General features: G+C 54.6%; 21 protein-coding genes. 20 read left to right on the top strand and 1 reads right to left on the bottom strand.

Going from position 1 to position 24,187, the window contains the following annotated elements; genetic code table 11:
• Positions 1-59 precede the first annotated feature (59 nt).
• The gene (gene leuL, locus O1722_RS19500; RefSeq protein ID WP_057979999.1) at positions 60-146 is read right to left on the bottom strand and encodes a leu operon leader peptide; all 87 of its coding nucleotides are present in this window, start codon (positions 144-146) and stop codon (positions 60-62) included.
• A 628-nt stretch (positions 147-774) separates the two neighbouring features.
• Between leuL and leuO the strand changes: the two genes are divergently transcribed.
• The 20 genes from leuO to lpxC all read left to right on the top strand — a co-directional run bounded on the left by leuO (position 775) and on the right by lpxC (position 23,943).
• Entirely contained in the window at positions 775-1,719 is a 945-nt protein-coding gene (gene leuO, locus O1722_RS19495) for a transcriptional regulator LeuO (RefSeq protein ID WP_017383788.1), read from the top strand.
• Between the two features lie 376 nt (positions 1,720-2,095).
• Positions 2,096-3,820, top strand: a complete 1,725-nt coding sequence (gene ilvI / locus O1722_RS19490; protein ID WP_015572665.1) for an acetolactate synthase 3 large subunit — start codon at positions 2,096-2,098, stop codon at positions 3,818-3,820.
• A gap of 1 nt (position 3,821) precedes the next feature.
• Complete coding sequence (ilvN, locus tag O1722_RS19485) at positions 3,822-4,313, top strand: acetolactate synthase small subunit (protein WP_003856371.1); 492 nt, start codon at positions 3,822-3,824, stop codon at positions 4,311-4,313.
• Positions 4,314-4,492: 179 nt separating this feature from the next.
• A complete protein-coding gene (gene cra / locus O1722_RS19480) occupies positions 4,493-5,497 on the top strand; it encodes a catabolite repressor/activator (RefSeq protein WP_003856369.1) in 1,005 nt (334 codons plus the stop codon).
• A gap of 591 nt (positions 5,498-6,088) precedes the next feature.
• Complete coding sequence (mraZ, locus tag O1722_RS19475) at positions 6,089-6,547, top strand: division/cell wall cluster transcriptional repressor MraZ (protein ID WP_033486443.1); 459 nt, start codon at positions 6,089-6,091, stop codon at positions 6,545-6,547.
• Positions 6,548-6,549: 2 nt separating this feature from the next.
• Positions 6,550-7,491, top strand: a complete 942-nt coding sequence (gene rsmH / locus O1722_RS19470; RefSeq protein WP_003856366.1) for a 16S rRNA (cytosine(1402)-N(4))-methyltransferase RsmH — start codon at positions 6,550-6,552, stop codon at positions 7,489-7,491.
• Positions 7,488-7,853, top strand: a complete 366-nt coding sequence (gene ftsL, locus O1722_RS19465; protein WP_003856363.1) for a cell division protein FtsL — start codon at positions 7,488-7,490, stop codon at positions 7,851-7,853. Before rsmH ends, ftsL begins: the two co-directional genes overlap by 4 nt.
• Positions 7,854-7,868: 15 nt before the next feature.
• Positions 7,869-9,635, top strand: coding sequence for a peptidoglycan glycosyltransferase FtsI (ftsI, locus tag O1722_RS19460; protein WP_003856361.1), 1,767 nt, complete (start codon positions 7,869-7,871; stop codon positions 9,633-9,635).
• Positions 9,622-11,109 (top strand): UDP-N-acetylmuramoyl-L-alanyl-D-glutamate--2,6-diaminopimelate ligase, encoded by a 1,488-nt coding sequence (murE, locus tag O1722_RS19455; protein ID WP_017383786.1) that lies wholly within the window; start codon positions 9,622-9,624, stop codon positions 11,107-11,109. Before ftsI ends, murE begins: the two co-directional genes overlap by 14 nt.
• Positions 11,106-12,464, top strand: coding sequence for a UDP-N-acetylmuramoyl-tripeptide--D-alanyl-D-alanine ligase (gene murF, locus O1722_RS19450; protein ID WP_033486444.1), 1,359 nt, complete (start codon positions 11,106-11,108; stop codon positions 12,462-12,464). Before murE ends, murF begins: the two co-directional genes overlap by 4 nt.
• Positions 12,458-13,540 carry a phospho-N-acetylmuramoyl-pentapeptide-transferase gene (mraY, locus tag O1722_RS19445; protein WP_003856353.1) on the top strand — a complete coding sequence of 361 codons (1,083 nt, stop codon included), beginning with the start codon at positions 12,458-12,460 and terminating at the stop codon, positions 13,538-13,540. The genes murF and mraY overlap by 7 nt, the downstream gene beginning before the upstream one ends.
• Before the next feature lie 2 nt (positions 13,541-13,542).
• Positions 13,543-14,859 carry a UDP-N-acetylmuramoyl-L-alanine--D-glutamate ligase gene (gene murD / locus O1722_RS19440; RefSeq protein ID WP_017694517.1) on the top strand — a complete coding sequence of 439 codons (1,317 nt, stop codon included), beginning with the start codon at positions 13,543-13,545 and terminating at the stop codon, positions 14,857-14,859.
• Positions 14,859-16,103, top strand: coding sequence for a cell division protein FtsW (gene ftsW / locus O1722_RS19435; protein WP_006810115.1), 1,245 nt, complete (start codon positions 14,859-14,861; stop codon positions 16,101-16,103). Before murD ends, ftsW begins: the two co-directional genes overlap by 1 nt.
• The gene (murG, locus tag O1722_RS19430) at positions 16,100-17,164 is read left to right on the top strand and encodes an undecaprenyldiphospho-muramoylpentapeptide beta-N-acetylglucosaminyltransferase (RefSeq protein ID WP_033486445.1); all 1,065 of its coding nucleotides are present in this window, start codon (positions 16,100-16,102) and stop codon (positions 17,162-17,164) included. Before ftsW ends, murG begins: the two co-directional genes overlap by 4 nt.
• A gap of 59 nt (positions 17,165-17,223) precedes the next feature.
• Positions 17,224-18,699: a UDP-N-acetylmuramate--L-alanine ligase gene (murC, locus tag O1722_RS19425; protein ID WP_003856345.1), complete on the top strand. Its 1,476-nt coding sequence runs from the start codon at positions 17,224-17,226 to the stop codon at positions 18,697-18,699.
• A complete protein-coding gene (locus O1722_RS19420) occupies positions 18,692-19,612 on the top strand; it encodes a D-alanine--D-alanine ligase (RefSeq protein WP_033486446.1) in 921 nt (306 codons plus the stop codon). Before murC ends, O1722_RS19420 begins: the two co-directional genes overlap by 8 nt.
• Position 19,613: 1 nt before the next feature.
• Positions 19,614-20,456, top strand: a complete 843-nt coding sequence (ftsQ, locus tag O1722_RS19415) for a cell division protein FtsQ (RefSeq protein WP_003856342.1) — start codon at positions 19,614-19,616, stop codon at positions 20,454-20,456.
• Entirely contained in the window at positions 20,453-21,709 is a 1,257-nt protein-coding gene (ftsA, locus tag O1722_RS19410) for a cell division protein FtsA (RefSeq protein ID WP_003856340.1), read from the top strand. The genes ftsQ and ftsA overlap by 4 nt, the downstream gene beginning before the upstream one ends.
• 63 nt (positions 21,710-21,772) lie before the next feature.
• A complete protein-coding gene (ftsZ, locus tag O1722_RS19405) occupies positions 21,773-22,924 on the top strand; it encodes a cell division protein FtsZ (RefSeq protein WP_003856338.1) in 1,152 nt (383 codons plus the stop codon).
• A 101-nt stretch (positions 22,925-23,025) separates the two neighbouring features.
• Positions 23,026-23,943, top strand: coding sequence for a UDP-3-O-acyl-N-acetylglucosamine deacetylase (gene lpxC, locus O1722_RS19400; RefSeq protein ID WP_003856337.1), 918 nt, complete (start codon positions 23,026-23,028; stop codon positions 23,941-23,943).
• Positions 23,944-24,187 lie beyond the last annotated feature (244 nt).

Here is a 24,187-nt window from a genome sequence, read left to right as displayed (position 1 = left end):
GCTACGAGCATAAAAAAACCCGCGCAGTGGCGCGGGTTTTTAGTTTTACTGAAGACGATTCAACGCTGAATTTCGCCCGCCAGTCTACCGCGCACAGTGGATGCGTTTAGTAGTAGTAGACCGGTGAAACGAAGGGTGCGAATCATGAATCGTGCTCCAGATGAATGCGATATGCTTTTAGTGGTACTGGATACGCCGACTCATGTCAACCCCTCTCAGGCAAAACGGCCACTCAGCGCAGGATAAACACATTAGCTAATTGTGCTGGTTTTTACGCTGTTAACCGATTTAATTGTCTATTATTGGACTTGAGATTCATCTCTGGAATAATTTGAATATAATTGGTAGCAATTGAACACAGTATTTTTACCGATGTGCTGTGAAATGGAATGTGTTTTATTTCATTGAGTTATAAGTTCTATGAATGAATCATGGGCGGGAAAGTTATCAATATTGATATCATTTTGTTAATGAAATCGTGGTGTATGCTCTTCATAGTTTAATAATACTTAAGTTATTATTAACTAAGGCGGTGATTGTGTATTTGCCAGCTTTATGGTTTCATGCCTGCATTAAAGTTTTAGATATCATTTGAACGATTTTTAGCTCTTCATTCAGGGAATGCTTAATGCCATCTCTTGAATGAGGGTTCTTTATATATTCTGAATTTTAAATAATTTCCTTTCGCTTGTTGTATATGCATGGTAAATCATATTTTTCGAAGTTATTACTGTACTTTGGCAAAGGGAATTTAGCGTGACAGTGGAGTCAGAAATGCCAGAAAATAATATTAACCAACCACAGCCTTATGATGGGGTTAAGCCTCAGTTACGCACAGTGGATCTCAACCTGTTAACTGTATTTGATGCAGTTATGCAGGAGCAGAATATTACGCGAGCAGCGCAATCTCTGGGAATGTCTCAACCTGCCGTGAGTAATGCCGTAGCCAGACTTAAGGTGATGTTTAACGACGAGTTATTCGTCCGGTATGGAAGAGGTATCCAGCCCACGGCGCGTGCATTCCAGCTATTCGGTTCGATTCGTCAGGCGCTACAGCTGGTTCAAAATGAGCTTCCCGGCTCAGGGTTTGAACCTTTAAGCAGTGAGCGGGTTTTCCATCTCTGTGTTTGCAGTCCGTTAGACAATTATTTGACGTCTGTTATATATAATAAAGTTGAACAGATTGCTCCTAATATTCATCTCGTTTTTAAATCATCTTTAAATCAAAACACTGAGCACCAGCTTCGTTATCAGGAAACGGAGTTCGTTCTGGGCTACGAAGAGTTTCGCCGTCCAGAGTTTGCCTGTGTTCCGTTGTTTAAAGATGAAATGGTGTTAGTCGCCAGCAAAAAACATCCACGCATGAATTCGCCGCTGCGTGAAAGCGATGTTTACAGCGAGCAGCATGCCGTTGTTGCTCTGGACAGATATGCTTCGTTCAGTCAGCCGTGGTATGACACTGCCGATAAACAAGCCAGCGTGGCCTATCAGGGGATGGCGATGGTCAGCGTTTTAAATGTCGTTTCTCAGACGCAGCTAGTCGCTATTGCACCGCGCTGGCTTGCTGAAGAGTTCTCCGATTCGCTGAGCCTGCAAATTTTACCTCTGCCGCTCAAGCTGAATAGCCGTACCTGTTATCTTTCCTGGCATGAAGCGGCGGGGCGGGATAAAGGGCACCAGTGGATGGAAGAGTTGCTGATCAATATTTGTCGTCGATAAGTCAGGGTGAATAAACCGCATGGTGCCATGCGGTTTATTCTGTGATTTTTTATGCAGGCAATATTTTGTTCTGTGCGAATTTTTTCAGACGCTCAGGGCGGCTTAAAAATAGATGATTTCCTGATCCATCCTCTTTTTAAGAGATGAATTATTAGCGTCTCCCCTCATACCAGACGAATCCACCATATTCGTGTCTGACAGCTATTTTTTCTGCTTTTATTGCCCATTCCCGCATTCCGTTTGCTAATTGCCTGCCTCATAACGAGCGGTTAAGGTATCCCTCACTCTGCACATTATAAGATGGGTTTACCCTGTCAGAAGACGGCGCGGAAATGAATTCTGTTGACCGTCTATAACAAAAGCCTGGAGGCAAAGCATGGAGATGTTGTCTGGCGCGGAAATGGTCGTCCGATCGCTTATCGATCAGGGCGTGAAACAAGTGTTTGGCTATCCCGGAGGCGCGGTTCTCGATATTTATGACGCGCTGCACACGGTAGGCGGTATTGATCATGTTCTGGTTCGTCATGAACAGGCTGCTGTGCATATGGCTGACGGCCTGGCCCGCGCCACGGGAGAAGTGGGTGTAGTGCTGGTCACTTCGGGGCCGGGAGCGACCAATGCCATCACCGGCATTGCGACTGCGTATATGGACTCTATTCCACTGGTCATTCTCTCCGGACAGGTGGCGACGTCACTGATTGGCTATGATGCGTTTCAGGAATGCGACATGGTGGGGATCTCACGCCCCGTGGTGAAGCACAGCTTTCTGGTTAAGCAAACGGAAGATATCCCGGGCGTGCTGAAAAAAGCCTTCTGGCTGGCCGCCAGCGGTCGTCCTGGGCCAGTGGTTGTCGATCTGCCAAAAGATATTCTCAATCCCGCGAATAAACTGCCTTACCTGTGGCCTGAGTCGGTGAGCATGCGTTCGTATAATCCGACGACGCAAGGGCACAAAGGCCAGATTAAGCGTGCGCTGCAAACGCTGCTGGCTGCGAAAAAGCCCGTAGTCTATGTGGGGGGCGGCGCCGTCAATGCAGCCTGTGAAACGCAACTACGCGAACTGATTGAGAAGCTGAATCTTCCTGTCGCGTCATCGCTGATGGGGCTGGGGGCATTCCCGGCTACCCACCGTCAGGCGCTGGGCATGCTGGGTATGCATGGCACCTATGAAGCCAATATGACGATGCACCATTCTGATGTGATTTTTGCCGTCGGCGTACGTTTTGACGATCGCACCACCAATAACCTGGCGAAATACTGTCCGAATGCGACGGTGCTACACATTGATATCGATCCTACTTCTATCTCTAAAACGGTGCCGGCGGATGTGCCCATCGTGGGGGACGCACGACAGGTGCTGGATCAAATGTTGGAACTGCTGGCGCAGGAGACCGCCTCTCAACCGCTGGATGAGATCCGTGACTGGTGGCAACAAATCGAACAATGGCGCGGCCGTCAGTGCCTTAAATACGACACGCAGAGTGAAAACATCAAGCCGCAGGCGGTGATCGAGACGATCTGGCATCTGACCAAAGGCGAGGCGTATGTCACTTCTGACGTAGGCCAGCATCAGATGTTCGCTGCGTTGTATTACCCGTTTGATAAACCGCGTCGCTGGATCAACTCAGGCGGGCTTGGCACGATGGGCTTTGGTCTGCCCGCCGCGCTGGGGGTGAAGCTGGCGTTGCCGAACGAAACGGTTATCTGCGTAACGGGTGATGGCAGTATACAGATGAATATTCAGGAGCTTTCTACTGCGCTGCAATATGAGTTGCCAGTGCTGGTGCTTAACCTGAATAACGGTTACCTCGGTATGGTGAAGCAGTGGCAGGATATGATTTATTCCGGCCGTCACTCTCAGTCTTATATGAAGTCACTTCCGGACTTTGTCCGTCTGGCTGAAGCCTATGGTCATATTGGCATGCGGGTAACCGATCCGTCAGAGCTGGAAGCGAAGCTCGGCGAAGCGCTTGAGCACGTTAAAAACAATCGCCTCGTCTTCATGGACGTCATCGTAGACGGCACAGAGCACGTTTATCCGATGCATATCCGTGGCGGTGGTATGGATGAAATGTGGTTAAGCAAAACGGAGAGAACCTGATATGCGCCGGATATTATCTGTATTACTGGAAAATGAGTCGGGCGCACTGTCACGCGTCATTGGGCTTTTTGCGCAGCGCGGATACAACATTGAAAGCCTGACCGTTGCGCCGACCGATGATCCAACGCTCTCCCGCATGACGATCCAGACTGTCGGCGATGCGAAAGTGCTTGAGCAGATCGAAAAGCAATTGCACAAGCTGGTGGACGTGTTGCGCGTCAGCGAGCTGGGGCAGGGGGCTTACGTCGAACGTGAAGTGATGCTGGTGAAAATTCAGGCCAGCGGTTATGGCCGTGAAGAGGTCAAGCGTAACACGGATATTTTCCGTGGGCAGATCATTGACGTCACGCCTTCTATATATACTGTGCAGCTTGCCGGAACGAGCGATAAGCTGGATGCGTTCCTGGCCTCCGTCAGGGATGTGGCAAAAATTGTTGAAGTTGCGCGCTCTGGCGTTGTTGGCCTCTCGCGCGGCGATAAAATCATGCGTTAGTTGCGCAAAAGGTTCGCCTCTTTCAGCCCGGTAGCCAAAGCCGGGCTTTTTTTTGCGTAATCCACCGACAACGCGGACAAAAGCGGTTGCCGTGAAAGCTATTCTGCGTTTAGATGTTAAAATATTTAACCATAACCTTGACAGGGCCATGGACTTTTTTCTTTTTTTGAGGGGCAATTGTGAAACTGGATGAAATCGCCCGGCTCGCCGGCGTGTCGAGAACCACGGCCAGCTATGTGATTAACGGTAAAGCAAAGCAGTATCGTGTCAGCGATAAGACCGTTGAGAAAGTGATGGCAGTCGTTCGTGAGCATAATTACCATCCGAATGCTGTCGCCGCAGGTTTACGTGCCGGACGCACCCGCTCGATTGGCCTGGTGATCCCGGATCTGGAAAACACCAGCTATACCCGCATCGCCAACTATCTTGAACGTCAGGCTCGTCAGCGGGGCTATCAGCTGTTGATTGCCTGCTCCGAGGATCAGCCCGACAACGAGATGCGCTGCATTGAGCATCTGCTGCAACGTCAGGTTGACGCCATCATCGTGTCGACCTCTTTACCACCCGAGCATCCTTTCTATCAGCGCTGGGCGAACGATCCATTCCCGATTGTGGCGCTGGATCGTGCTTTGGATCGTGAACATTTCACCAGCGTCGTAGGTGCCGATCAGGACGATGCAGAAATGCTGGCTGCCGAGCTGCGTACCTTCCCGGCGGAAACGGTGCTCTATCTTGGCGCTTTGCCTGAACTATCCGTGAGCTTCCTGCGTGAACAAGGGTTCCGTACGGCGTGGAAAGACGATCCGCGTGACGTTCATTATCTGTATGCCAACAGCTATGAGCGCGAAGCGGCTGCTCAGCTGTTCGAGAAATGGCTGGAAACGCACCCGATGCCGCAGGCGTTGTTTACCACCTCGTTTGCCCTGTTGCAGGGGGTGATGGACGTGACGTTACGTCGCGATGGCAAGCTGCCATCCGATCTGGCGATTGCGACCTTCGGCGATAACGAACTGCTCGACTTCCTGCAATGTCCGGTGCTGGCCGTGGCTCAGCGTCACCGCGACGTCGCCGAGCGCGTGCTTGAGATTGTTCTGGCAAGCCTGGATGAACCTCGCAAACCGAAACCCGGGCTTACGCGTATCAAACGTAATCTCTATCGGCGCGGGATTTTGAGCCGCCATTAATATTTCCACAGGGGCGGTAAAACTGCCCCTTTTGCGGCGCATTTATTGCGGGAAATAATTCCCGGATAAAAATTAGGATTTATCTCTAAGATTCGTAGCCGGCTATTTTTCTGAATCCGTTTTGGCGTTAAAAAGCGCAATTATAATTTTTAACGGGCATTCTTTTGTATTGTTTTGTTACAAACAGCCGCCAGCCGATGAATATTCAGCCATTTTTTACTGTCCCCTTCAGCCCTCAATGTACACGAACGAATCCATATTGCCTTGCGCTTAATCTGGTGCTGTTATCCCCCGGCGATATGCCTTAAAATGCTGCCCGCGTCGCAAACTGACACTTTATATTTCCCTGCGATGATATTGAGTGAGTCTTAACGCTCGTGTGCATATTCGGTTTTTTTCTTACAAATATTCATAACGTTAATTTTGCCTCGCCAGTTGTGTAGTTATTAGCCAGGTCACTCTTGCTCTGTAAATACGGTGCTTTCGCGCCGGTATAGAGAGAGTCCTGGCTTGACAAGCTTTTCCCTCGCTCCGTAAACTCCTTCAGGTGGGAATTTGTGGGTTAAAGTGGTGAGGAGGGGTGAGGCTGGCATGTTCCGTGGAGCAACGTTAGTCAATCTCGACAGCAAAGGGCGTTTATCGGTACCAACCCGATACCGCGACCAGCTGATTGAGAACGCTTCGGGTCAACTGGTTTGCACCATTGACATCAACTCCCCCTGCCTGCTGCTTTACCCTTTGCCTGAATGGGAAATCATTGAGCAAAAGCTGTCGCGACTGTCGAGCATGAACCCGCAAGAACGCCGCGTGCAGCGGTTGTTATTGGGACATGCCAGTGAATGTCAGATGGATAGCGCCGGGCGATTATTGATTGCGCCTGTGTTGCGGCAACACGCCGGTCTGATTAAAGAAGTGATGCTGGTCGGGCAGTTCAACAAGTTTGAACTGTGGGACGAAACGACCTGGTATCAACAGGTCAAGGAAGATATCGACGCTGAGCAGTCTGATTCCGCAACATTATCGGAACGGCTGCGGGACTTGTCTCTATAAATATGATGGAAAATTATAAACATACAACGGTGCTGCTGGATGAGGCCGTTAACGGCCTGAATATTCGTCCAGACGGCATCTATATTGATGGCACTTTTGGTCGCGGTGGTCACTCGCGTTTGATCCTCTCCCAGCTTGGAGCGGAAGGACGCCTGCTGGCAATTGACCGCGATCCGCAGGCGATTGCCGTTGCGCAAACCATCGATGATCCTCGCTTTTCCATCGTGCATGGACCTTTCTCTGCGCTTGCGGATTATGTCGCTGAGCGCGGCCTGACCGGCAAGATCGACGGGATTCTCCTCGATCTTGGCGTCTCTTCACCACAGCTTGATGATGCAGAACGCGGCTTCTCCTTTATGCGTGATGGGCCGCTGGATATGCGTATGGACCCCACTCGCGGCCAGTCTGCCGCTGAATGGTTACAAACTGCTGACGAAGCGGATATTGCCTGGGTAATCAAAACCTTCGGTGAAGAACGCTTTGGCAAACGTATTGCGCGCGCCATCGTGGAGCGCAACCGCGTTGAGCCAATGACCCGTACCAAAGAGCTGGCAGAAGTCATCGCGGCGGCAACGCCGGTGAAGGACAAGCACAAACATCCTGCGACCCGTACCTTCCAGGCGGTTCGTATCTGGGTAAACAGTGAACTGGAGGAAATAGAGCTGGCGCTAAAAAGCTCGCTCGACGTGCTGGCCCCGGGTGGGCGGTTATCCATCATCAGCTTCCATTCGCTGGAAGATCGCATCGTAAAACGCTTTATGCGTGAACAGAGCCGCGGTCCGCAGGTTCCAGCTGGGTTGCCGATGACGGAAGAACAACTCAGAAAGCTGGGAGGCCGTCAGTTGCGAGCATTAGGCAAGTTGATGCCGGGCGAAGAAGAGGTGGCAGAGAATCCACGTGCCCGTAGTTCAGTGCTGCGTATTGCAGAGAGGACGAACGCATGATCAGCAGAGTGACAGAGACCCTAAGCAAAGTTAAGGGATCGTTAGGAAGCAACGAGCGCCATGCCTTGCCTGGCGTGATCGGCGACGATCTTTTGCGGTTTGGGAAGCTGCCACTCTGCTTGTTCATTTGCATCATTGTGACGGCAGTCATGGTGGTCACCACCGCTCACCATACCCGTTTATTAACTGCGCAGCGCGAACAGATGGTACTGGAACGCGATGCGCTGGATATTGAATGGCGAAATCTGATCCTTGAAGAAAACGCGCTCGGCGATCACAGCCGGGTTGAACGGATCGCAACGGAAAAACTGCAATTACAGCATGTTGATCCTTCGCAGGAAAATATCGTAGTACAAAAATAAGGGAAAACGCGACGCATGAAAGCAGCGGCAAAAACGCTAAAACCAAAACGCCAGGAAGAACAGGCCAACTTTGTCAGTTGGCGTTTTGCGTTGCTTTGCGGCTGCATTTTACTGGCGCTGGGTTTCCTGCTGGGACGCGTGGCGTGGCTACAAATCATCGCGCCTGACATGCTGGTACGTCAGGGTGATATGCGTTCTCTGCGCGTGCAGGAAGTTTCTACCTCTCGTGGGATGATCACCGATCGTTCCGGCCGTCCGCTGGCGGTGAGCGTGCCGGTGAAGGCGATCTGGGCCGATCCGAAAGAGTTACACGATGCAGGCGGGATCACCCTTGATAACCGCTGGAAGGCGCTGTCAGACGCGTTGAAAATGCCGCTGGATCAGCTGGCGTCGCGCGTTAACGCCAACCCGAAAGGGCGCTTTATCTATCTTGCCCGTCAGGTGAACCCTGACATGGCTGACTACATTAAGAAACTGAAGCTGCCGGGCATTCATCTGCGGGAAGAATCCCGCCGTTACTATCCTTCGGGCGAAGTCACCGCGCACCTGATTGGCTTTACCAACGTGGATAGCCAGGGGATTGAGGGCGTTGAAAAAAGCTTCGACAAGTGGCTTACCGGCCAGCCTGGCGAGCGAATCGTGCGTAAAGACCGCTATGGTCGCGTCATTGAAGACATTTCCTCGACAGACAGCCAGGCCGCGCACAACCTGGCCCTGAGTATTGATGAACGCTTGCAGGCGCTGGTTTATCGTGAGCTGAACAACGCCGTCGCGTTTAACAAGGCGGAATCGGGCAGCGCTGTGCTGGTGGATGTGGCGACAGGTGAAGTGCTGGCGATGGCCAGTAGCCCCTCATACAACCCGAATAATTTTGCCGGTACAGCAAAAGATGCAATGCGTAACCGCTCCATCACCGATGTGTTTGAACCCGGCTCAACCGTAAAACCTATGGTGGTGATGACGGCTCTACAGCGAGGCATCGTCAACGAAAATACCGTTCTGAATACGATTCCTTATCGAATTAACGGTCACGAAATCAAAGACGTGGCACGTTACAGCGAACTGACCCTGACCGGGGTCTTACAGAAGTCGAGTAACGTCGGTGTGTCAAAACTGGCGTTAGCGATGCCGTCCTCAGCGTTAGTAGATACTTACTCACGTTTTGGGCTGGGAAAGGCGACCAATTTGGGGTTGGTCGGAGAACGCAGTGGCTTATATCCTCAAAAACAACGGTGGTCTGACATAGAGAGGGCCACCTTCTCTTTCGGCTACGGGCTAATGGTAACTCCCTTACAGTTAGCGCGAGTCTACGCAACGATTGGCAGCTATGGCATTTATCGTCCGCTGTCGATCACCAAAGTTGATCCACCGGTTCCGGGGGAACGTGTTTTCCCGGAATCTATCGTTCGTACCGTCGTGCATATGATGGAAAGCGTCGCGTTACCTGGCGGTGGCGGCGTGAAGGCCGCAATTAAGGGCTATCGTATCGCCATTAAAACCGGTACAGCGAAAAAAGTGGGGCCGGACGGCCGCTATATCAACAAATACATTGCCTATACCGCAGGCGTAGCGCCTGCAAGCAATCCGCGTTTTGCGCTGGTGGTCGTCATCAACGATCCGCAGGCGGGTAAATACTACGGCGGCGCCGTCTCCGCGCCTGTGTTCGGGGCTATTATGGGCGGCGTGTTGCGCACCATGAACATTGAACCGGATGCGCTGGCGACGGGCGAAAAAAGTGAATTTGTAATTAATCAAGGCGAGGGAACAGGTGGCAGATCGTAATTTGCGCGACCTTCTTGCTCCGTGGGTGCCTATGCTACCTGCGCGAGCACTGCGAGAGATGGTACTGGACAGCCGCGTAGCGGCTTCTGGCGATCTTTTTGTGGCAGTAGTGGGTCATCAGGCGGACGGGCGTCGTTATATCCCGCAGGCGATTGCGCAAGGTGTTGCTGCCATTATTGCTGAGGCCAAAGATGAGGCAACAGACGGTGAGATCCGTGAAATGCACGGCGTGCCGGTCATCTATCTCAGCCAGCTGAATGAGCGTCTCTCCGCGCTGGCAGGACGTTTTTACAACGAACCTTCCGACCAGTTAAAGCTGGTTGGCGTGACAGGAACCAACGGAAAAACCACCACCACTCAGCTGATGGCGCAGTGGGCGCAGCTGCTGGGCGAAACCGGTGCCGTCATGGGCACGGTGGGGAACGGTCTTCTGGGCAAAGTAAGCCCGACGGAAAACACTACAGGCTCGGCGGTTGACGTGCAGCGTGTGCTGGCGGGCCTCGCTGAGCAGGGGGCGACCTTCGCTGCGATGGAAGTCTCTTCCCATGGTCTGGTACAACATCGCGTGGCGGCCCTGAAATTTGCTGCCTCTGTCTTTACTAACCTGAGCCGCGATCACCTTGATTATCATGGTGATATGGAGCACTACGAAGCGGCGAAATGGCTGCTTTATTCCACTCACCACCACGGGCAGGCGATCATTAACGCCGACGACGAAGTCGGTCGCCGCTGGCTGGAAAAACTGCCGGATGCGGTGGCGGTGTCGATGGAAGATCGCATTAATCCGAACTGCCGCGGCCGCTGGCTGAAGGCGGTCGAGGTGAACTACCACGATAGTGGGGCGACGATCCGCTTCGCTTCCACCTGGGGCGAAGGTGAAATTGAAAGCCGCCTGATGGGGGCCTTTAACGTCAGTAACCTGCTGCTGGCGCTGGCGACGTTGCTGGCGCTGGGCTACCCGATGGCGGATCTGCTGAAAACGTCTGAGCGTTTGCAACCGGTCTGTGGCCGCATGGAAGTGTTCAGCGCGCCGGGCAAGCCGACGGTGGTCGTGGATTACGCACACACGCCGGATGCGCTGGAAAAAGCGCTGGAAGCGGCGCGTCTGCACTGCGCAGGCAAGCTCTGGTGCGTGTTTGGCTGCGGTGGCGATCGCGACAAGGGCAAACGTCCGCTGATGGGCGCCATAGCTGAGCAGTTCGCGGATATTCCCGTGGTAACCGATGACAACCCGCGTACCGAAGAGCCGCGGGCCATTATCAATGACATTCTGGCGGGCATGCTGGATGCGGGTCGTGCGCGCGTGGTCGAAGGCCGTGCGGAGGCCGTGACTAACGCCATTATGCAGGCGCAGGAGAACGATGTGGTTCTGCTGGCCGGTAAAGGTCATGAAGATTATCAGATCGTCGGCAATCGTCGTCTGGATTACTCCGACCGCGTGACGGCAGCGCGTCTGCTGGGAGTGGTGGCATGATTAGCATTACGTTAAGCAAGGCCGCTGCGGTATTGCAGGGGATGCTGCATGGTCAGGATCTGACCATTGAGGCTGTGACCACCGACACCCGTAAGGTGACGGCGGGCTGCCTGTTTGTGGCGCTGAAGGGCGAGCGTTTTGACGCCCACGATTTTGCGCAACAGGCTAAAGATAACGGCGCGGGCGCGCTGCTGGTCAGTCGTAAGCTCGATATCGATTTGCCGCAGATTGTGGTGAAAGATACGCGCCTGGCGTTTGGCGAGCTGGCGGCATGGGTTCGCCAGCAGGTACCGACTCGCGTCGTGGCGCTGACGGGCTCGTCGGGCAAAACCTCCGTTAAAGAGATGACGGCGGCGATCCTTAGCCAGTGCGGTAACACGCTTTATACGGCGGGCAACCTTAATAATGACATCGGTGTACCGATGACGCTGCTGCGCCTGACCAACGAGCATGAATATGCGGTGATTGAGTTAGGGGCTAACCATCAGGGCGAAATCGCCTGGACCGTGAGCCTGACGCGTCCGGAAGCGGCGCTGGTGAATAACCTGGCGGCGGCACATCTTGAAGGTTTTGGTTCGCTGGCCGGTGTGGCGAAAGCGAAAGGTGAAATTTATACCGGCCTGCCGGATGACGGCATCGCCATTATGAACGCCGATAACAACGACTGGCTGAACTGGCAGAGCATCATTGGTTCACGCAAAACCTGGCGCTTCTCACCGAATGCGGCAAACAGTGATTTTTCGGCGACCAACATTCATGTGACGTCACACGGCACCGAGTTCACCCTCACGACCCCAACGGGCGACATCGAGGTGCTGCTGCCCCTGCCCGGTCGTCATAACATTGCCAATGCGCTTGCTGCGACAGCGCTCTCAATGGCGGTAGGTGCCTCACACGCGGCGATCAAAGCAGGTCTGGCAAATTTAAAAGCCGTGCCGGGGCGTCTTTTCCCGATCCAGCTGGCTGAAAACAAACTTCTGCTGGATGACTCCTACAACGCTAACGTCGGCTCCATGACGGCGGCCGTGCAGGTCTTGTCTGAGATGCCGGGCTATCGCGTGATGGTTGTGGGCGATATGGCCGAGCTGGGTGATGAAAGCGAAGCCTGCCATGTTCAGGTGGGTGAAGCGGCGAAAGCCGCCGGGCTTGACCGCGTATTGAGCGCAGGCACGCTGAGCAAGGCCATTTCCGATGCCAGTGAAGTTGGCGAACATTTTGCCGATAAATCTGCACTGATCGAACGCCTGAAGGCATTGATTACAGAAAAACAGATTGTGACTGTTTTAGTTAAAGGTTCACGTAGTGCCGCCATGGAAGAGGTTGTGCACGCATTACAGGAGAACGGGACATGTTAGTTTGGCTGGCCGAACATTTGGTCAAATATTACTCAGGCTTTAACGTCTTTTCCTATCTGACGTTTCGCGCCATCGTCAGCCTGCTGACTGCGCTGTTCATCTCGCTGTGGATGGGCCCGCGCATGATTGCCCGTCTGCAAAAACTCTCTTTCGGCCAGGTTGTACGCAACGATGGTCCGGAATCGCACTTCAGCAAGCGCGGTACGCCGACCATGGGCGGGATCATGATCCTGACCGCGATTGTGGTGTCCGTTCTGCTGTGGGCCTATCCGTCTAACCCCTATGTCTGGTGCGTGCTGACCGTGCTGGTTGGCTACGGGATCATCGGTTTTGTTGATGACTACCGCAAAGTCGTGCGCAAAGACACTAAAGGGTTGATCGCCCGCTGGAAGTATTTCTGGATGTCGGTGATTGCGCTGGGCGTGGCCTTCGCGCTTTACCTGGCAGGAAAAGACACCCCGGCCACCGAGCTGGTGGTGCCGTTCTTCAAAGACGTGATGCCGCAGCTGGGGCTGTTCTACATTCTGCTGGCTTACTTTGTGATCGTCGGCACCGGCAACGCCGTCAACCTGACCGATGGTCTGGACGGCCTGGCCATCATGCCAACCGTGTTTGTCGCGGGCGGTTTCGCGCTGGTGGCGTGGGCGACCGGTAACATGAATTTTGCAAACTACCTGCACATCCCGTACCTGCGACATGCGGGTGAGCTGGTGATCGTCTGTACGGCGATTGTCGGGGCGGGGCTGGGCTTCCTGTGGTTTAACACATATCCGGCGCAGGTCTTTATGGGCGACGTCGGTTCACTGGCGCTGGGCGGTGCGCTGGGCATTATCGCCGTGCTGCTGCGTCAGGAGTTCCTGCTGGTGATCATGGGCGGTGTGTTTGTGGTTGAGACGCTGTCGGTGATTTTGCAGGTCGGTTCCTTCAAGCTGCGCGGTCAGCGCATCTTCCGTATGGCACCGATTCACCACCACTATGAACTGAAAGGCTGGCCGGAGCCGCGCGTCATTGTGCGCTTCTGGATTATTTCGCTGATGCTGGTGCTGATTGGCCTGGCAACGCTGAAGGTACGTTAATCATGGCAGATTACCAGGGCAAAAAAGTCGTTATCATCGGGTTAGGCCTCACCGGCCTCTCCTGCGTGGACTTTTTCCTTGCGCGTGGCGTGACGCCGCGCGTGATGGATACGCGCGTCTCTCCGTCGGGTCTGGACAAGCTGCCGGAGCAGGTTGAACGCCACCTGGGTGGTCTGAATGATGAGTGGCTGCTGGCCGCCGATCTGATTGTTGCCAGCCCCGGTATGGCGCTGGCGCATCCTTCCCTGAGCGCCGCCGCGGATGCGGGCGTTGAGATTGTCGGCGATATCGAACTGTTCTGCCGGGAGGCGCAGGCCCCGATCGTCGCCATTACCGGTTCAAACGGTAAAAGCACCGTCACCACGCTGGTGGGGGAAATGGCGAAGGCGGCGGGCAAAAATGTCGGCGTGGGCGGTAACATTGGTCTGCCCGCTCTGATGCTGCTTGATAAAGGGTGTGAGCTGTTCGTCCTTGAGCTTTCCAGCTTCCAGCTGGAAACCACTTCAAGCCTGCATGCGGCGGCGGCGACGATCCTAAACGTCACCGAAGATCATATGGACAGATACCCGTTCGGCTTGCAGCAGTACCGTGCGGCCAAACTGCGCGTTTATGAAAATGCCAAAGTTTGCGTAGTGAATGCCGATGATGCACTCACCATGCCGGTGCGCGGCGCAGACGAACGCTGCATTAGCTTCGGTATTAACATGGGTGACTATCACCTTAATCGTCAGCAGGGCGAAACCTGGCTACGTGTGAAAGGTGAGAAAGTGCTGAACGTGAAAGAGATGATGCTCTCCGGCCAGCATAACTACACTAATGCCCTGGCGGCGCTGGCGCTGGCGGATGCTGTTGGCCTGCCGCGATCTTCAAGCCTGAAGGCGCTGACCACCTTTACCGGCCTGGCGCACCGCTTCCAGCTGGCGCTGGAGCACAACGGCGTACGCTGGATTAATGATTCCAAAGCGACCAACGTGGGTAGCACCGAGGCGGCACTGAACGGTTTGCACGTTGATGGCACGCTATACCTGCTGCTGGGCGGCGACGGTAAATCGGCTGACTTCTCCTCGCTAAAGCAGTACCTCAACGGTGATAACGTGCGCCTGTATTGCTTTGGCCGCGATGGCAGCGAGCTGGCAGCGTTGCGTCCTGAAGTCGCCGAGCAAACCGAGACCATGGAGCAGGCGATGCGCCTCATCGCCCCACGCGTGAAGCCCGGCGATATGGTACTGCTCTCACCAGCCTGTGCCAGCCTCGATCAATTCAAGAGTTTCGAACAGCGGGGTGATGTCTTTACCCGCCTGGCGAAGGAGTTAGGCTGATGCGTTTATCTCTCCCTCGTCTGAAAATGCCGCGCCTGCCAGGATTTGGTATCCTGGTATGGCTGTTTACGGCGCTGAAAGGCTGGGTGATGGCTTCCCGGGATAAAGATTCCGACAGCCTGATCATGTACGACCGCACGCTGTTCTGGCTCACGCTGGGGCTGGCGGCGATCGGCTTTATTATGGTCACCTCGGCGTCAATGCCTGTCGGACAGCGTCTGGCAAACGACCCGTTCCTGTTTGCCAAGCGTGACGGGCTGTACATCATTCTCGCGTTCTGCCTGGCAATGATCACCTTACGCCTGCCGATGTCGTTCTGGCAGCGGCACAGTACAGCCATGCTCATCGCCTCAATCATCATGCTGTTGATCGTTCTGGTTGTCGGGAGCTCCGTTAACGGGGCATCACGCTGGATTGCCTTTGGGCCACTGCGTATTCAGCCCGCGGAGTTCACCAAACTGTCGTTGTTCTGCTACCTGGCTAACTACCTGGTGCGTAAAGTTGACGAAGTTCGTAACAACCTTCGTGGCTTCTTAAAACCGATGGGCGTGATTCTGGTCCTCGCGATCCTGCTGCTGGCGCAGCCCGACCTCGGTACGGTAGTCGTACTGTTTGTCACTACGCTGGCGATGCTGTTCCTGGCGGGCGCAAAACTGTGGCAGTTCATTGCCATCATCGGGATGGGGATTTCGGCGGTGGTGCTGCTGATCCTCGCCGAGCCCTACCGTATCCGCCGTGTGACCTCGTTCTGGAACCCATGGGAAGATCCGTTCGGCAGCGGTTACCAGCTGACGCAGTCGCTGATGGCGTTTGGCCGCGGCGAAGTCTGGGGTCAAGGCCTGGGCAACTCGGTACAAAAACTGGAGTATTTACCGGAGGCGCACACCGACTTCATCTTCTCCATTATTGGGGAAGAACTGGGTTATATCGGTGTGGTATTGGCGCTATTAATGGTATTCTTCGTCGCTTTCCGCGCCATGTCGATTGGCCGGAAAGCGCTGGAGATCGATCACCGCTTCTCCGGTTTCCTGGCCTGCTCAATTGGTATCTGGTTTAGCTTCCAGGCGCTGGTAAACGTTGGGGCGGCAGCGGGTATGCTGCCGACCAAAGGTCTGACGTTGCCGTTGATCAGTTATGGTGGTTCGAGTCTGTTGATCATGTCGACGGCCATCATGTTTTTGTTACGCATAGATTATGAAACGCGTCTGGAGAAAGCTCAGGCGTTTACACGAGGTTCACGATGAATCAACCGAAGCGGTTAATGGTGATGGCAGGCGGTACCGGTGGACACGTGTTCCCGGGACTGGCGGTTGCGCACCATTTAATGGAACAGGGCTGGCAGGTACGCTGGCTGGGAACCGCAGACCGCATGGAAGCCGATCTGGTACCTAAACACGGTATCGAGATCGACTTTATTCGTATTTCTGGCCTTCGTGGCAAAGGGATCAAGGCGCAGCTGCTGGCGCCGGTGCGCATTTTCAATGCCTGGCGTCAGGCGCGCGCCATTATGAAGCGTTTTAAGCCTGACGTCGTTCTGGGCATGGGCGGTTACGTTTCCGGTCCGGGCGGACTGGCGGCGTGGTCACTGGGCATCCCCGTTGTTCTGCATGAGCAGAACGGTATTGCCGGGTTGACCAACAAATGGCTGGCAAAAATCGCCACCAAAGTTATGCAGGCCTTCCCCGGGGCATTCCCGAAAGCGGATGTCGTAGGGAATCCGGTACGTGTGGACGTGCTGGCGCTGCCGCTGCCAGATACGCGTCTGGCGGGTCGCGAAGGGCCGGTGCGCGTGCTGGTCGTCGGCGGTTCCCAGGGCGCACGTATTTTAAACCAGACGATGCCGCAGGTTGCGGCAAAACTGGGTGATGCGGTGACCATCTGGCACCAGAGCGGGAAGGGCGCTCAGCAGACCGTTGAGCAGGCCTACGCGCAGGAAGGTCAGCCGCAGCATAAAGTGACTGAATTTATTGATGATATGGCCGCAGCCTATGCCTGGGCCGATGTTGTGGTCTGTCGCTCGGGCGCGCTGACGGTGAGCGAAATCGCCGCCGCCGGTTTACCGGCGCTGTTTGTGCCGTTCCAGCACAAAGACCGACAGCAGTACTGGAATGCGCTGCCGCTTGAGAAAGCGGGTGCTGCGAAGATTTTTGAGCAGCCACAATTTACCGCTGATGCGGTCGCCACTACCCTGGCGGGCTGGAACCGGGATGTATTACTGGAGATGGCGCAACGCGCACGCGCGACCGCTATCCCGGATGCAACGGAACGGGTGGCAAAAGAAGTGAGCCTGGCAGCCCAGGCATAATTCTCGCAGTGCGTGTTGCGCTGCACGATTTTTTTGAAGTAGTCGATGGCGTTTAGAGAATGAATACACAACAACTGGCAAAACTGCGTTCTATCGTGCCCGAGATGCGTCGCGTCCGGCACATTCACTTTGTCGGCATCGGTGGTGCTGGCATGGGCGGTATTGCCGAAGTGTTAGCTAACGAAGGCTATCAGATCAGCGGGTCTGACCTGGCGCCAAACCCTGTTACGCAGCAGCTGGCGTCGCTGGGGGCGACTATCTATTTCAATCATCGCCCGGAAAACGTGAGCGATGCGAGCGTGGTTGTGGTGTCCAGCGCTATCTCCGCGGATAACCCGGAAATCGTTGCGGCGCATGAGGCGCGCATCCCGGTGATCCGTCGCGCGGAAATGCTGGCGGAACTGATGCGTTTCCGTCACGGCATTGCGGTGGCCGGTACGCACGGTAAAACCACCACAACAGCGATGGTCTCCAGCATTTATGCGGAAGCGGGTCTCGACCCGACGTTCGTTAACGGTGGTCTGGTGAAAGCCGCTGGCGTGCATGCGCGTCTGGGCCACAGCCGTTATCTGATTGCGGAAGCGGATGAGAGCGATGCGTCGTTCCTGCATCTACAGCCGATGGTGGCGATCGTCACCAACATCGAAGCTGACCATATGGACACTTACCAGGGCGACTTCGAGAACTTAAAGCAGACCTTTATTAACTTCCTGCACAACCTGCCGTTCTATGGCCGTGCGGTGATGTGCGTGGACGATCCGGTTATTCGCGAGCTGCTGCCGCGCGTCGGGCGTCAAATTACGACCTACGGCTTCAGCGAAGACGCGGATGTACGCGTAGAAGATTACAAGCAGATCGGTGCGCAGGGGCATTTCACCCTCGCGCGTCAGGATAAAGACCTGCTGCATGTCACCCTGAACGCTCCGGGACGTCACAACGCCCTGAATGCGGCAGCGGCGGTGGCTGTTGCGACAGAAGAAGGCATTGACGATGAAGCGATCCTGCGCGCACTGGAGAGCTTCCAGGGGACGGGCCGTCGCTTCGACTTCCTCGGTGAATTCCCGCTGGAGCCGGTAAACGGTAAGCCAGGTTCTGCGATGCTGGTAGACGACTACGGTCACCATCCGACGGAAGTGGACGCAACCATCAAAGCGGCACGCGCGGGTTGGCCGGAAAAGAATCTGGTCATGATCTTCCAGCCGCACCGTTACACGCGTACTCGCGATCTGTATGACGATTTTGCCAACGTCCTTTCGCAGGTTGATACCCTGCTGATGCTGGATGTTTATGCAGCGGGTGAAACTCCGATTCCGGGTGCGGACAGTCGTTCTTTATGTCGTACCATCCGTGGACGCGGTAAAGTGGATCCTATTCTGGTTCCCGACCCGGCTCAGGTGGCTGAAATGCTTGCCCCGGTCCTGACGGGTAACGATCTGATCCTGATTCAGGGCGCGGGAAATATCGGCAAAATCGCCCGTACCTTAGCTGAAATCAAACTGAAGCCGCAAACTCAGGAGGACGAGCGTCATGGCTGATAAGATTGCTGTCCTGTTTGGCGGCACTTCCGCCGAACGCGAGGTTTCTCTGAATTCGGGCGCTGCCGTGCTGGCGGGCCTGCGTGAAGGTGGCGTGGACGCGCATCCGGTTGATCCGAAAGAGGTGGACGTCACGCAGCTGAAAGCGATGGGCTTCGATAAAGCCTTTATCGCGTTGCACGGTCGCGGCGGTGAAGACGGCACGTTGCAGGGGCTGCTGGAGCTGATCGGTATGCCGTACACCGGCAGCGGCGTGATGGCATCCGCCATCTCCATGGATAAACTGCGCAGCAAAATGCTGTGGCAGGGGGCGGACCTGCCCGTTGCGCCATGGGTTGCACTGACGCGTCGTGAATATGAAATGGGTCTGTCGGACAGCGTTAATACACGCATTGCGGCACTGGGCTTACCGGTTATTGTGAAGCCGAGCCGTGAAGGGTCGAGCGTGGGAATGTCCAAAGTCGATAAAGCTGTAGATTTGGCTGACGCTTTAGCACTGGCATTTCAACATGATGAAGAAGTTCTGATTGAAAAATGGCTTAGCGGGCCGGAATTTACCGTCGCGATGCTTGGCGAAGAAATTTTACCGTCAATTCGCATCCAACCCGCCGGAGTCTTCTATGATTATGAGGCGAAGTATCTCTCTGATGAGACGCAATATTTCTGCCCAGCGGGTCTTGAAGCAGAGCGTGAGGCCGAATTACAGTCTCTGGTGCTTAAAGCCTGGAATGTGCTGGGATGTCGTGGCTGGGGACGCATTGACGTGATGCTTGACGGTGACGGGCAATTTTATCTGCTGGAAGCAAACACGTCTCCGGGTATGACCAGCCATAGCCTTGTGCCGATGGCGGCGCGTCAGGCGGGAATGAGCTTCTCGCAGTTAGTCGTACGTATTCTGGACCAGGCGGGCTGATATGTCTCAGGCTGCATTGAACACGCGCAACCGCGATGACGAAGAAGAATACTCCTCTTCGCGCCGGAGTAATGGAACGCGTCTTGCAGGGATCATCTTCCTGCTCGGGGTGCTGTGCACCGTGTTTATCAGCGGCTGGATGGTGCTGGGCTGGATGGAAGACGCGCAGCGGTTGCCGCTGTCGAAGCTGGTGGTGACCGGGGAGCGACACTACACGCGTAACGATGACATTCGCCAGTCGATTCTGGCGCTTGGGTCGCCTGGCACCTTTATGACGCAGGACGTCAACATTATCCAGAGTCAGATTGAACGTCTGCCGTGGATAAAACAGGCGAGTGTCAGAAAACAATGGCCTGATGAATTGAAGATTCATCTGGTTGAATATGTGCCGATTGCGCGTTGGAATGATCAGCATATGGTTGACGTAGACGGAAATTCGTTCAGCGTCCCGAGCGATCGTGTCAACAAGCAGAATTTACCGATGTTGTATGGCCCGGAAGGCAGCGAAAACGAAGTATTGCAGGGTTTTCGTGAGATGGGGCAGGTGCTGGCTAAGGATCGCTTTACGTTAAAAGATGCTGCGATGACGGCGCGCCGTTCCTGGCAGTTGACCCTAACGAATGGCATTAAGCTCAATCTTGGCCGCGGCGACACAATGAAACGTCTGGCGCGTTTTGTAGAACTTTACCCGGTTTTACAGCAGCAGGCGCAGACGGATGGCAAACGGATAAGCTACGTTGATTTGCGCTATGACTCAGGCGCAGCAGTCGGTTGGGAGCCGGCTCCGGTCGAGGAACCTAATCAGCAACAAAATCAGGCACAGGTACAGGCAGAACAACAATGATCAAGTCGACGGACAGAAAATTGGTAGTAGGACTGGAGATTGGCACCGCGAAGGTTGCCGCTTTGGTAGGGGAAGTTCTGCCCGACGGTATGGTCAATATCATTGGCGTGGGCAGCTGCCCCTCCCGTGGTATGGATAAAGGTGGGGTAAACGACCTTGAGTCGGTGGTGAAATGCGTTCAGCGCGCCATCGACCAGGCTGAATTGATGGCAGATTGCCAGATTTCCTCTGTCTATCTGGCCCTGTCTGGTAAGCACATCAGCTGCCAGAATGAAATCGGTATGGTGCCGATTTCTGAAGAAGAGGTGACGCAGGAAGACGTTGAGAACGTTGTCCACACGGCGAAATCCGTGCGTGTTCGCGACGAGCACCGTGTGCTGCATGTGATCCCGCAGGAATACGCGATCGACTACCAGGAAGGTATCAAGAATCCGGTCGGTCTCTCGGGCGTGCGTATGCAGGCAAAAGTGCACCTGATCACATGTCACAACGATATGGCGAAGAACATTGTAAAAGCCGTTGAACGTTGTGGCCTGAAAGTTGACCAACTCATTTTCGCCGGTCTTGCCGCGAGCTATTCCGTGCTGACCGAAGACGAACGTGAACTGGGCGTCTGTGTGGTCGATATTGGTGGTGGTACAATGGACATGGCCGTCTATACCGGCGGTGCGTTACGCCACACCAAAGTGATCCCGTACGCCGGGAATGTGGTGACCAGCGATATCGCTTACGCCTTTGGTACGCCACCGAGCGATGCAGAGGCGATTAAAGTGCGCCATGGTTGCGCGCTGGGCTCTATCGTCGGCAAAGACGAGAGCGTTGAAGTGCCGAGCGTAGGCGGGCGACCGCCGCGCAGCCTGCAACGCCAGACGCTGGCAGAGGTGATTGAGCCGCGTTATACCGAGCTGCTCAACCTGGTCAACGAAGAGATTTTGCAGTTACAGGAACAGCTTCGCCAGCAGGGTGTGAAACATCATCTCGCGGCGGGGATTGTATTAACCGGCGGGGCAGCGCAAATTGAAGGTCTTGCGGCCTGCGCTCAGCGCGTGTTCCATACGCAGGTGCGTATTGGTGCGCCGCTGAATATTACCGGTTTAACGGATTACGCTCAGGAGCCGTATTACTCAACGGCCGTGGGCCTGCTGCACTACGGGAAAGAATCCCATTTGAGTGGTGAAGCAGAAGTGGAAAAACGCGTCTCGGTGGGGTCTTGGGTCAAACGACTTAACACCTGGTTGCGAAAAGAGTTTTAATTTTTTTAAGAGACCGGAGAGAATTAGCGGTCTCGGGCGACAGGCACAACGGAGAGAGAGATTATGTTTGAACCTATGGAATTAACCAACGACGCGGTGATTAAAGTCATCGGCGTCGGTGGCGGCGGCGGTAACGCCGTAGAGCACATGGTGCGCGAGCGCATCGAAGGTGTTGAATTCTTCGCGGTGAACACCGATGCGCAGGCGCTGCGTAAAACGGCTGTTGGCCAGACGATTCAGATCGGTGGTGGCATCACCAAAGGTCTGGGAGCAGGGGCTAACCCGGAAGTGGGCCGCAACGCGGCTGAAGAAGATCGTGAAGCGCTGCGCGCTGCACTGGACGGTGCAGACATGGTCTTCATCGCAGCGGGTATGGGCGGCGGTACAGGTACCGGTGCAGCACCCGTTGTGGCGGAAGTCGCTAAAGATTTAGGTATTCTGACCGTTGCTGTCGTGACCAAGCCTTTCAACTTTGAAGGTAAGAAGCGTATGGCTTTCGCGGAGCAGGGTATCACCGAGCTGTCCAAGCACGTGGACTCTCTGATTACCATCCCGAACGACAAGCTGCTGAAAGTGCTGGGTCGCGGTATCTCTCTGCTGGACGCCTTTGGCGCGGCAAACGACGTGCTGAAAGGCGCGGTTCAGGGTATTGCTGAACTGATTACCCGTCCTGGTCTGATGAACGTTGACTTTGCAGACGTTCGCACCGTGATGTCCGAGATGGGCTACGCGATGATGGGCTCTGGCGTGGCGAGCGGCGAAGACCGTGCGGAAGAAGCCGCTGAAATGGCGATCTCTTCTCCACTGCTGGAAGATATCGATCTGTCTGGTGCGCGCGGCGTGCTGGTCAACATTACCGCTGGCTTTGACCTGCGTCTGGATGAGTTCGAAACCGTGGGTAACACCATCCGTGCGTTCGCCTCTGACAACGCGACCGTCGTTATCGGTACGTCCCTTGATCCGGAAATGAACGACGAACTGCGTGTGACCGTTGTGGCCACCGGTATCGGTATGGACAAGCGTCCTGAGATCACCCTGGTGACCAACAAACAGACTCAGCAGCCGGTTATGGATCGTTACCAGCAGCACGGTATGGCGCCTCTGACTCAGGAGCAAAAACCCGCTGCGAAAGTTGTGAACGACCCAACTCCACAAACGGCAAAAGAGCCAGATTATCTGGATATCCCGGCGTTCCTGCGTAAGCAAGCTGACTAAGAATTGGCTGGAATTTGGGGATTTGCGCTCTTTGTGCTAAACTGGCCCACCGTTAGTGATATACACTCTCGGTTGGATAGTTAATTTGGCGAGATTATACGATGATCAAACAAAGGACACTTAAACGTATCGTTCAGGCGACGGGTGTCGGTTTACATACCGGCAAGAAAGTCACCCTGACGTTACGCCCTGCGCCGGCCAATACCGGGGTCATCTATCGTCGCACCGACTTGAATCCACCGGTAGATTTTCCGGCCGATGCCAAATCTGTGCGTGATACTATGCTCTGTACTTGTCTGGTGAACGAGCATGACGTGCGGATTTCTACCGTAGAGCACCTGAACGCCGCCCTGGCGGGTCTGGGTATCGACAACATTATGGTTGAAGTCGATGCGCCAGAAATCCCGATCATGGACGGGAGTGCTGCTCCGTTCGTTTATTTGTTGCTGGATGCCGGCATCGAAGAACTGAACTGCGCGAAGAAATTTGTGCGCATTAAAGAGACCGTTCGCGTCGAAGATGGCGACAAATGGGCTGAATTCAAACCGTACAATGGTTTCTCGTTGGACTTCACCATCGATTTTAACCATCCGGCGATTGACTCCAGCACCCAGCGCTATGCGATGAACTTCTCTGCGGATGCGTTCATGCGTCAGATCAGCCGAGCACGTACCTTCGGCTTTATGCGTGATATCGAATATCTGCAATCCCGCGGCCTGTGCCTGGGCGGCAGCTTCGATTGTGCCATCGTTGTTGACGATTATCGCGTACTGAACGAAGACGGCCTGCGTTTTGAAGATGAATTTGTTCGTCACAAAATGCTGGACGCGATCGGCGACCTCTTCATGTGTGGTCACAACATCATTGGTGCATTTACCGCGTTTAAATCCGGTCATGCACTGAACAACAAACTGTTGCAGGCCGTCCTGGCAAAACAGGAAGCCTGGGAATATGTGACCTTCGAAGACGAAGCTGAACTGCCGCTGGCGTTCAAAGCCCCGACTATGGTCCTGGCGTAACGGTTGAAGCCGTTTCGTAAGAAAAGCGACTGGTTCACCTGGTACTCTCTCCGACCAGGGAAGCCAGTCGTTTTTATTTCTGCCCTTCTTTAATTTGTCCCCCTCACCCCTGGCCTGTGTCGGGTGCCGAATAACGGTGTGTTCGCTGCATTATTGACCGTTTTTACCTGCTGCAAGGTGTCATTCCTGCTGCCGTGTATTGGCTTTAGTGGTAATATCTGGGCGCTAAAAAAGAATAACTGAA

Source organism: Enterobacter cloacae complex sp. HYC003_NIDB (assembly GCF_056673375.1).
This window is presented reverse-complemented; position numbering and strand designations above follow the sequence as displayed.

Bases quoted from the DNA above. Each gene is read 5' to 3' on its own strand.
- leuL (WP_057979999.1), bottom strand. From the start codon at position 146: ATGATTCGCACCCTTCGTTTCACCGGTCTACTACTACTAAACGCATCC.
- leuO (WP_017383788.1), top strand. From the start codon at position 775: ATGCCAGAAAATAATATTAACCAACCACAGCCTTATGATGGGGTTAAG.
- ilvI (WP_015572665.1), top strand. From the start codon at position 2,096: ATGGAGATGTTGTCTGGCGCGGAAATGGTCGTCCGATCGCTTATCGAT.
- ilvN (WP_003856371.1), top strand. From the start codon at position 3,822: ATGCGCCGGATATTATCTGTATTACTGGAAAATGAGTCGGGCGCACTG.
- mraZ (WP_033486443.1), top strand. From the start codon at position 6,089: ATGTTCCGTGGAGCAACGTTAGTCAATCTCGACAGCAAAGGGCGTTTA.
- rsmH (WP_003856366.1), top strand. From the start codon at position 6,550: ATGATGGAAAATTATAAACATACAACGGTGCTGCTGGATGAGGCCGTT.
- ftsL (WP_003856363.1), top strand. From the start codon at position 7,488: ATGATCAGCAGAGTGACAGAGACCCTAAGCAAAGTTAAGGGATCGTTA.
- ftsI (WP_003856361.1), top strand. From the start codon at position 7,869: ATGAAAGCAGCGGCAAAAACGCTAAAACCAAAACGCCAGGAAGAACAG.
- murF (WP_033486444.1), top strand. From the start codon at position 11,106: ATGATTAGCATTACGTTAAGCAAGGCCGCTGCGGTATTGCAGGGGATG.
- mraY (WP_003856353.1), top strand. From the start codon at position 12,458: ATGTTAGTTTGGCTGGCCGAACATTTGGTCAAATATTACTCAGGCTTT.
- murD (WP_017694517.1), top strand. From the start codon at position 13,543: ATGGCAGATTACCAGGGCAAAAAAGTCGTTATCATCGGGTTAGGCCTC.
- ftsW (WP_006810115.1), top strand. From the start codon at position 14,859: ATGCGTTTATCTCTCCCTCGTCTGAAAATGCCGCGCCTGCCAGGATTT.
- murG (WP_033486445.1), top strand. From the start codon at position 16,100: ATGAATCAACCGAAGCGGTTAATGGTGATGGCAGGCGGTACCGGTGGA.
- murC (WP_003856345.1), top strand. From the start codon at position 17,224: ATGAATACACAACAACTGGCAAAACTGCGTTCTATCGTGCCCGAGATG.
- O1722_RS19420 (WP_033486446.1), top strand. From the start codon at position 18,692: ATGGCTGATAAGATTGCTGTCCTGTTTGGCGGCACTTCCGCCGAACGC.
- ftsQ (WP_003856342.1), top strand. From the start codon at position 19,614: ATGTCTCAGGCTGCATTGAACACGCGCAACCGCGATGACGAAGAAGAA.
- ftsA (WP_003856340.1), top strand. From the start codon at position 20,453: ATGATCAAGTCGACGGACAGAAAATTGGTAGTAGGACTGGAGATTGGC.
- ftsZ (WP_003856338.1), top strand. From the start codon at position 21,773: ATGTTTGAACCTATGGAATTAACCAACGACGCGGTGATTAAAGTCATC.
- lpxC (WP_003856337.1), top strand. From the start codon at position 23,026: ATGATCAAACAAAGGACACTTAAACGTATCGTTCAGGCGACGGGTGTC.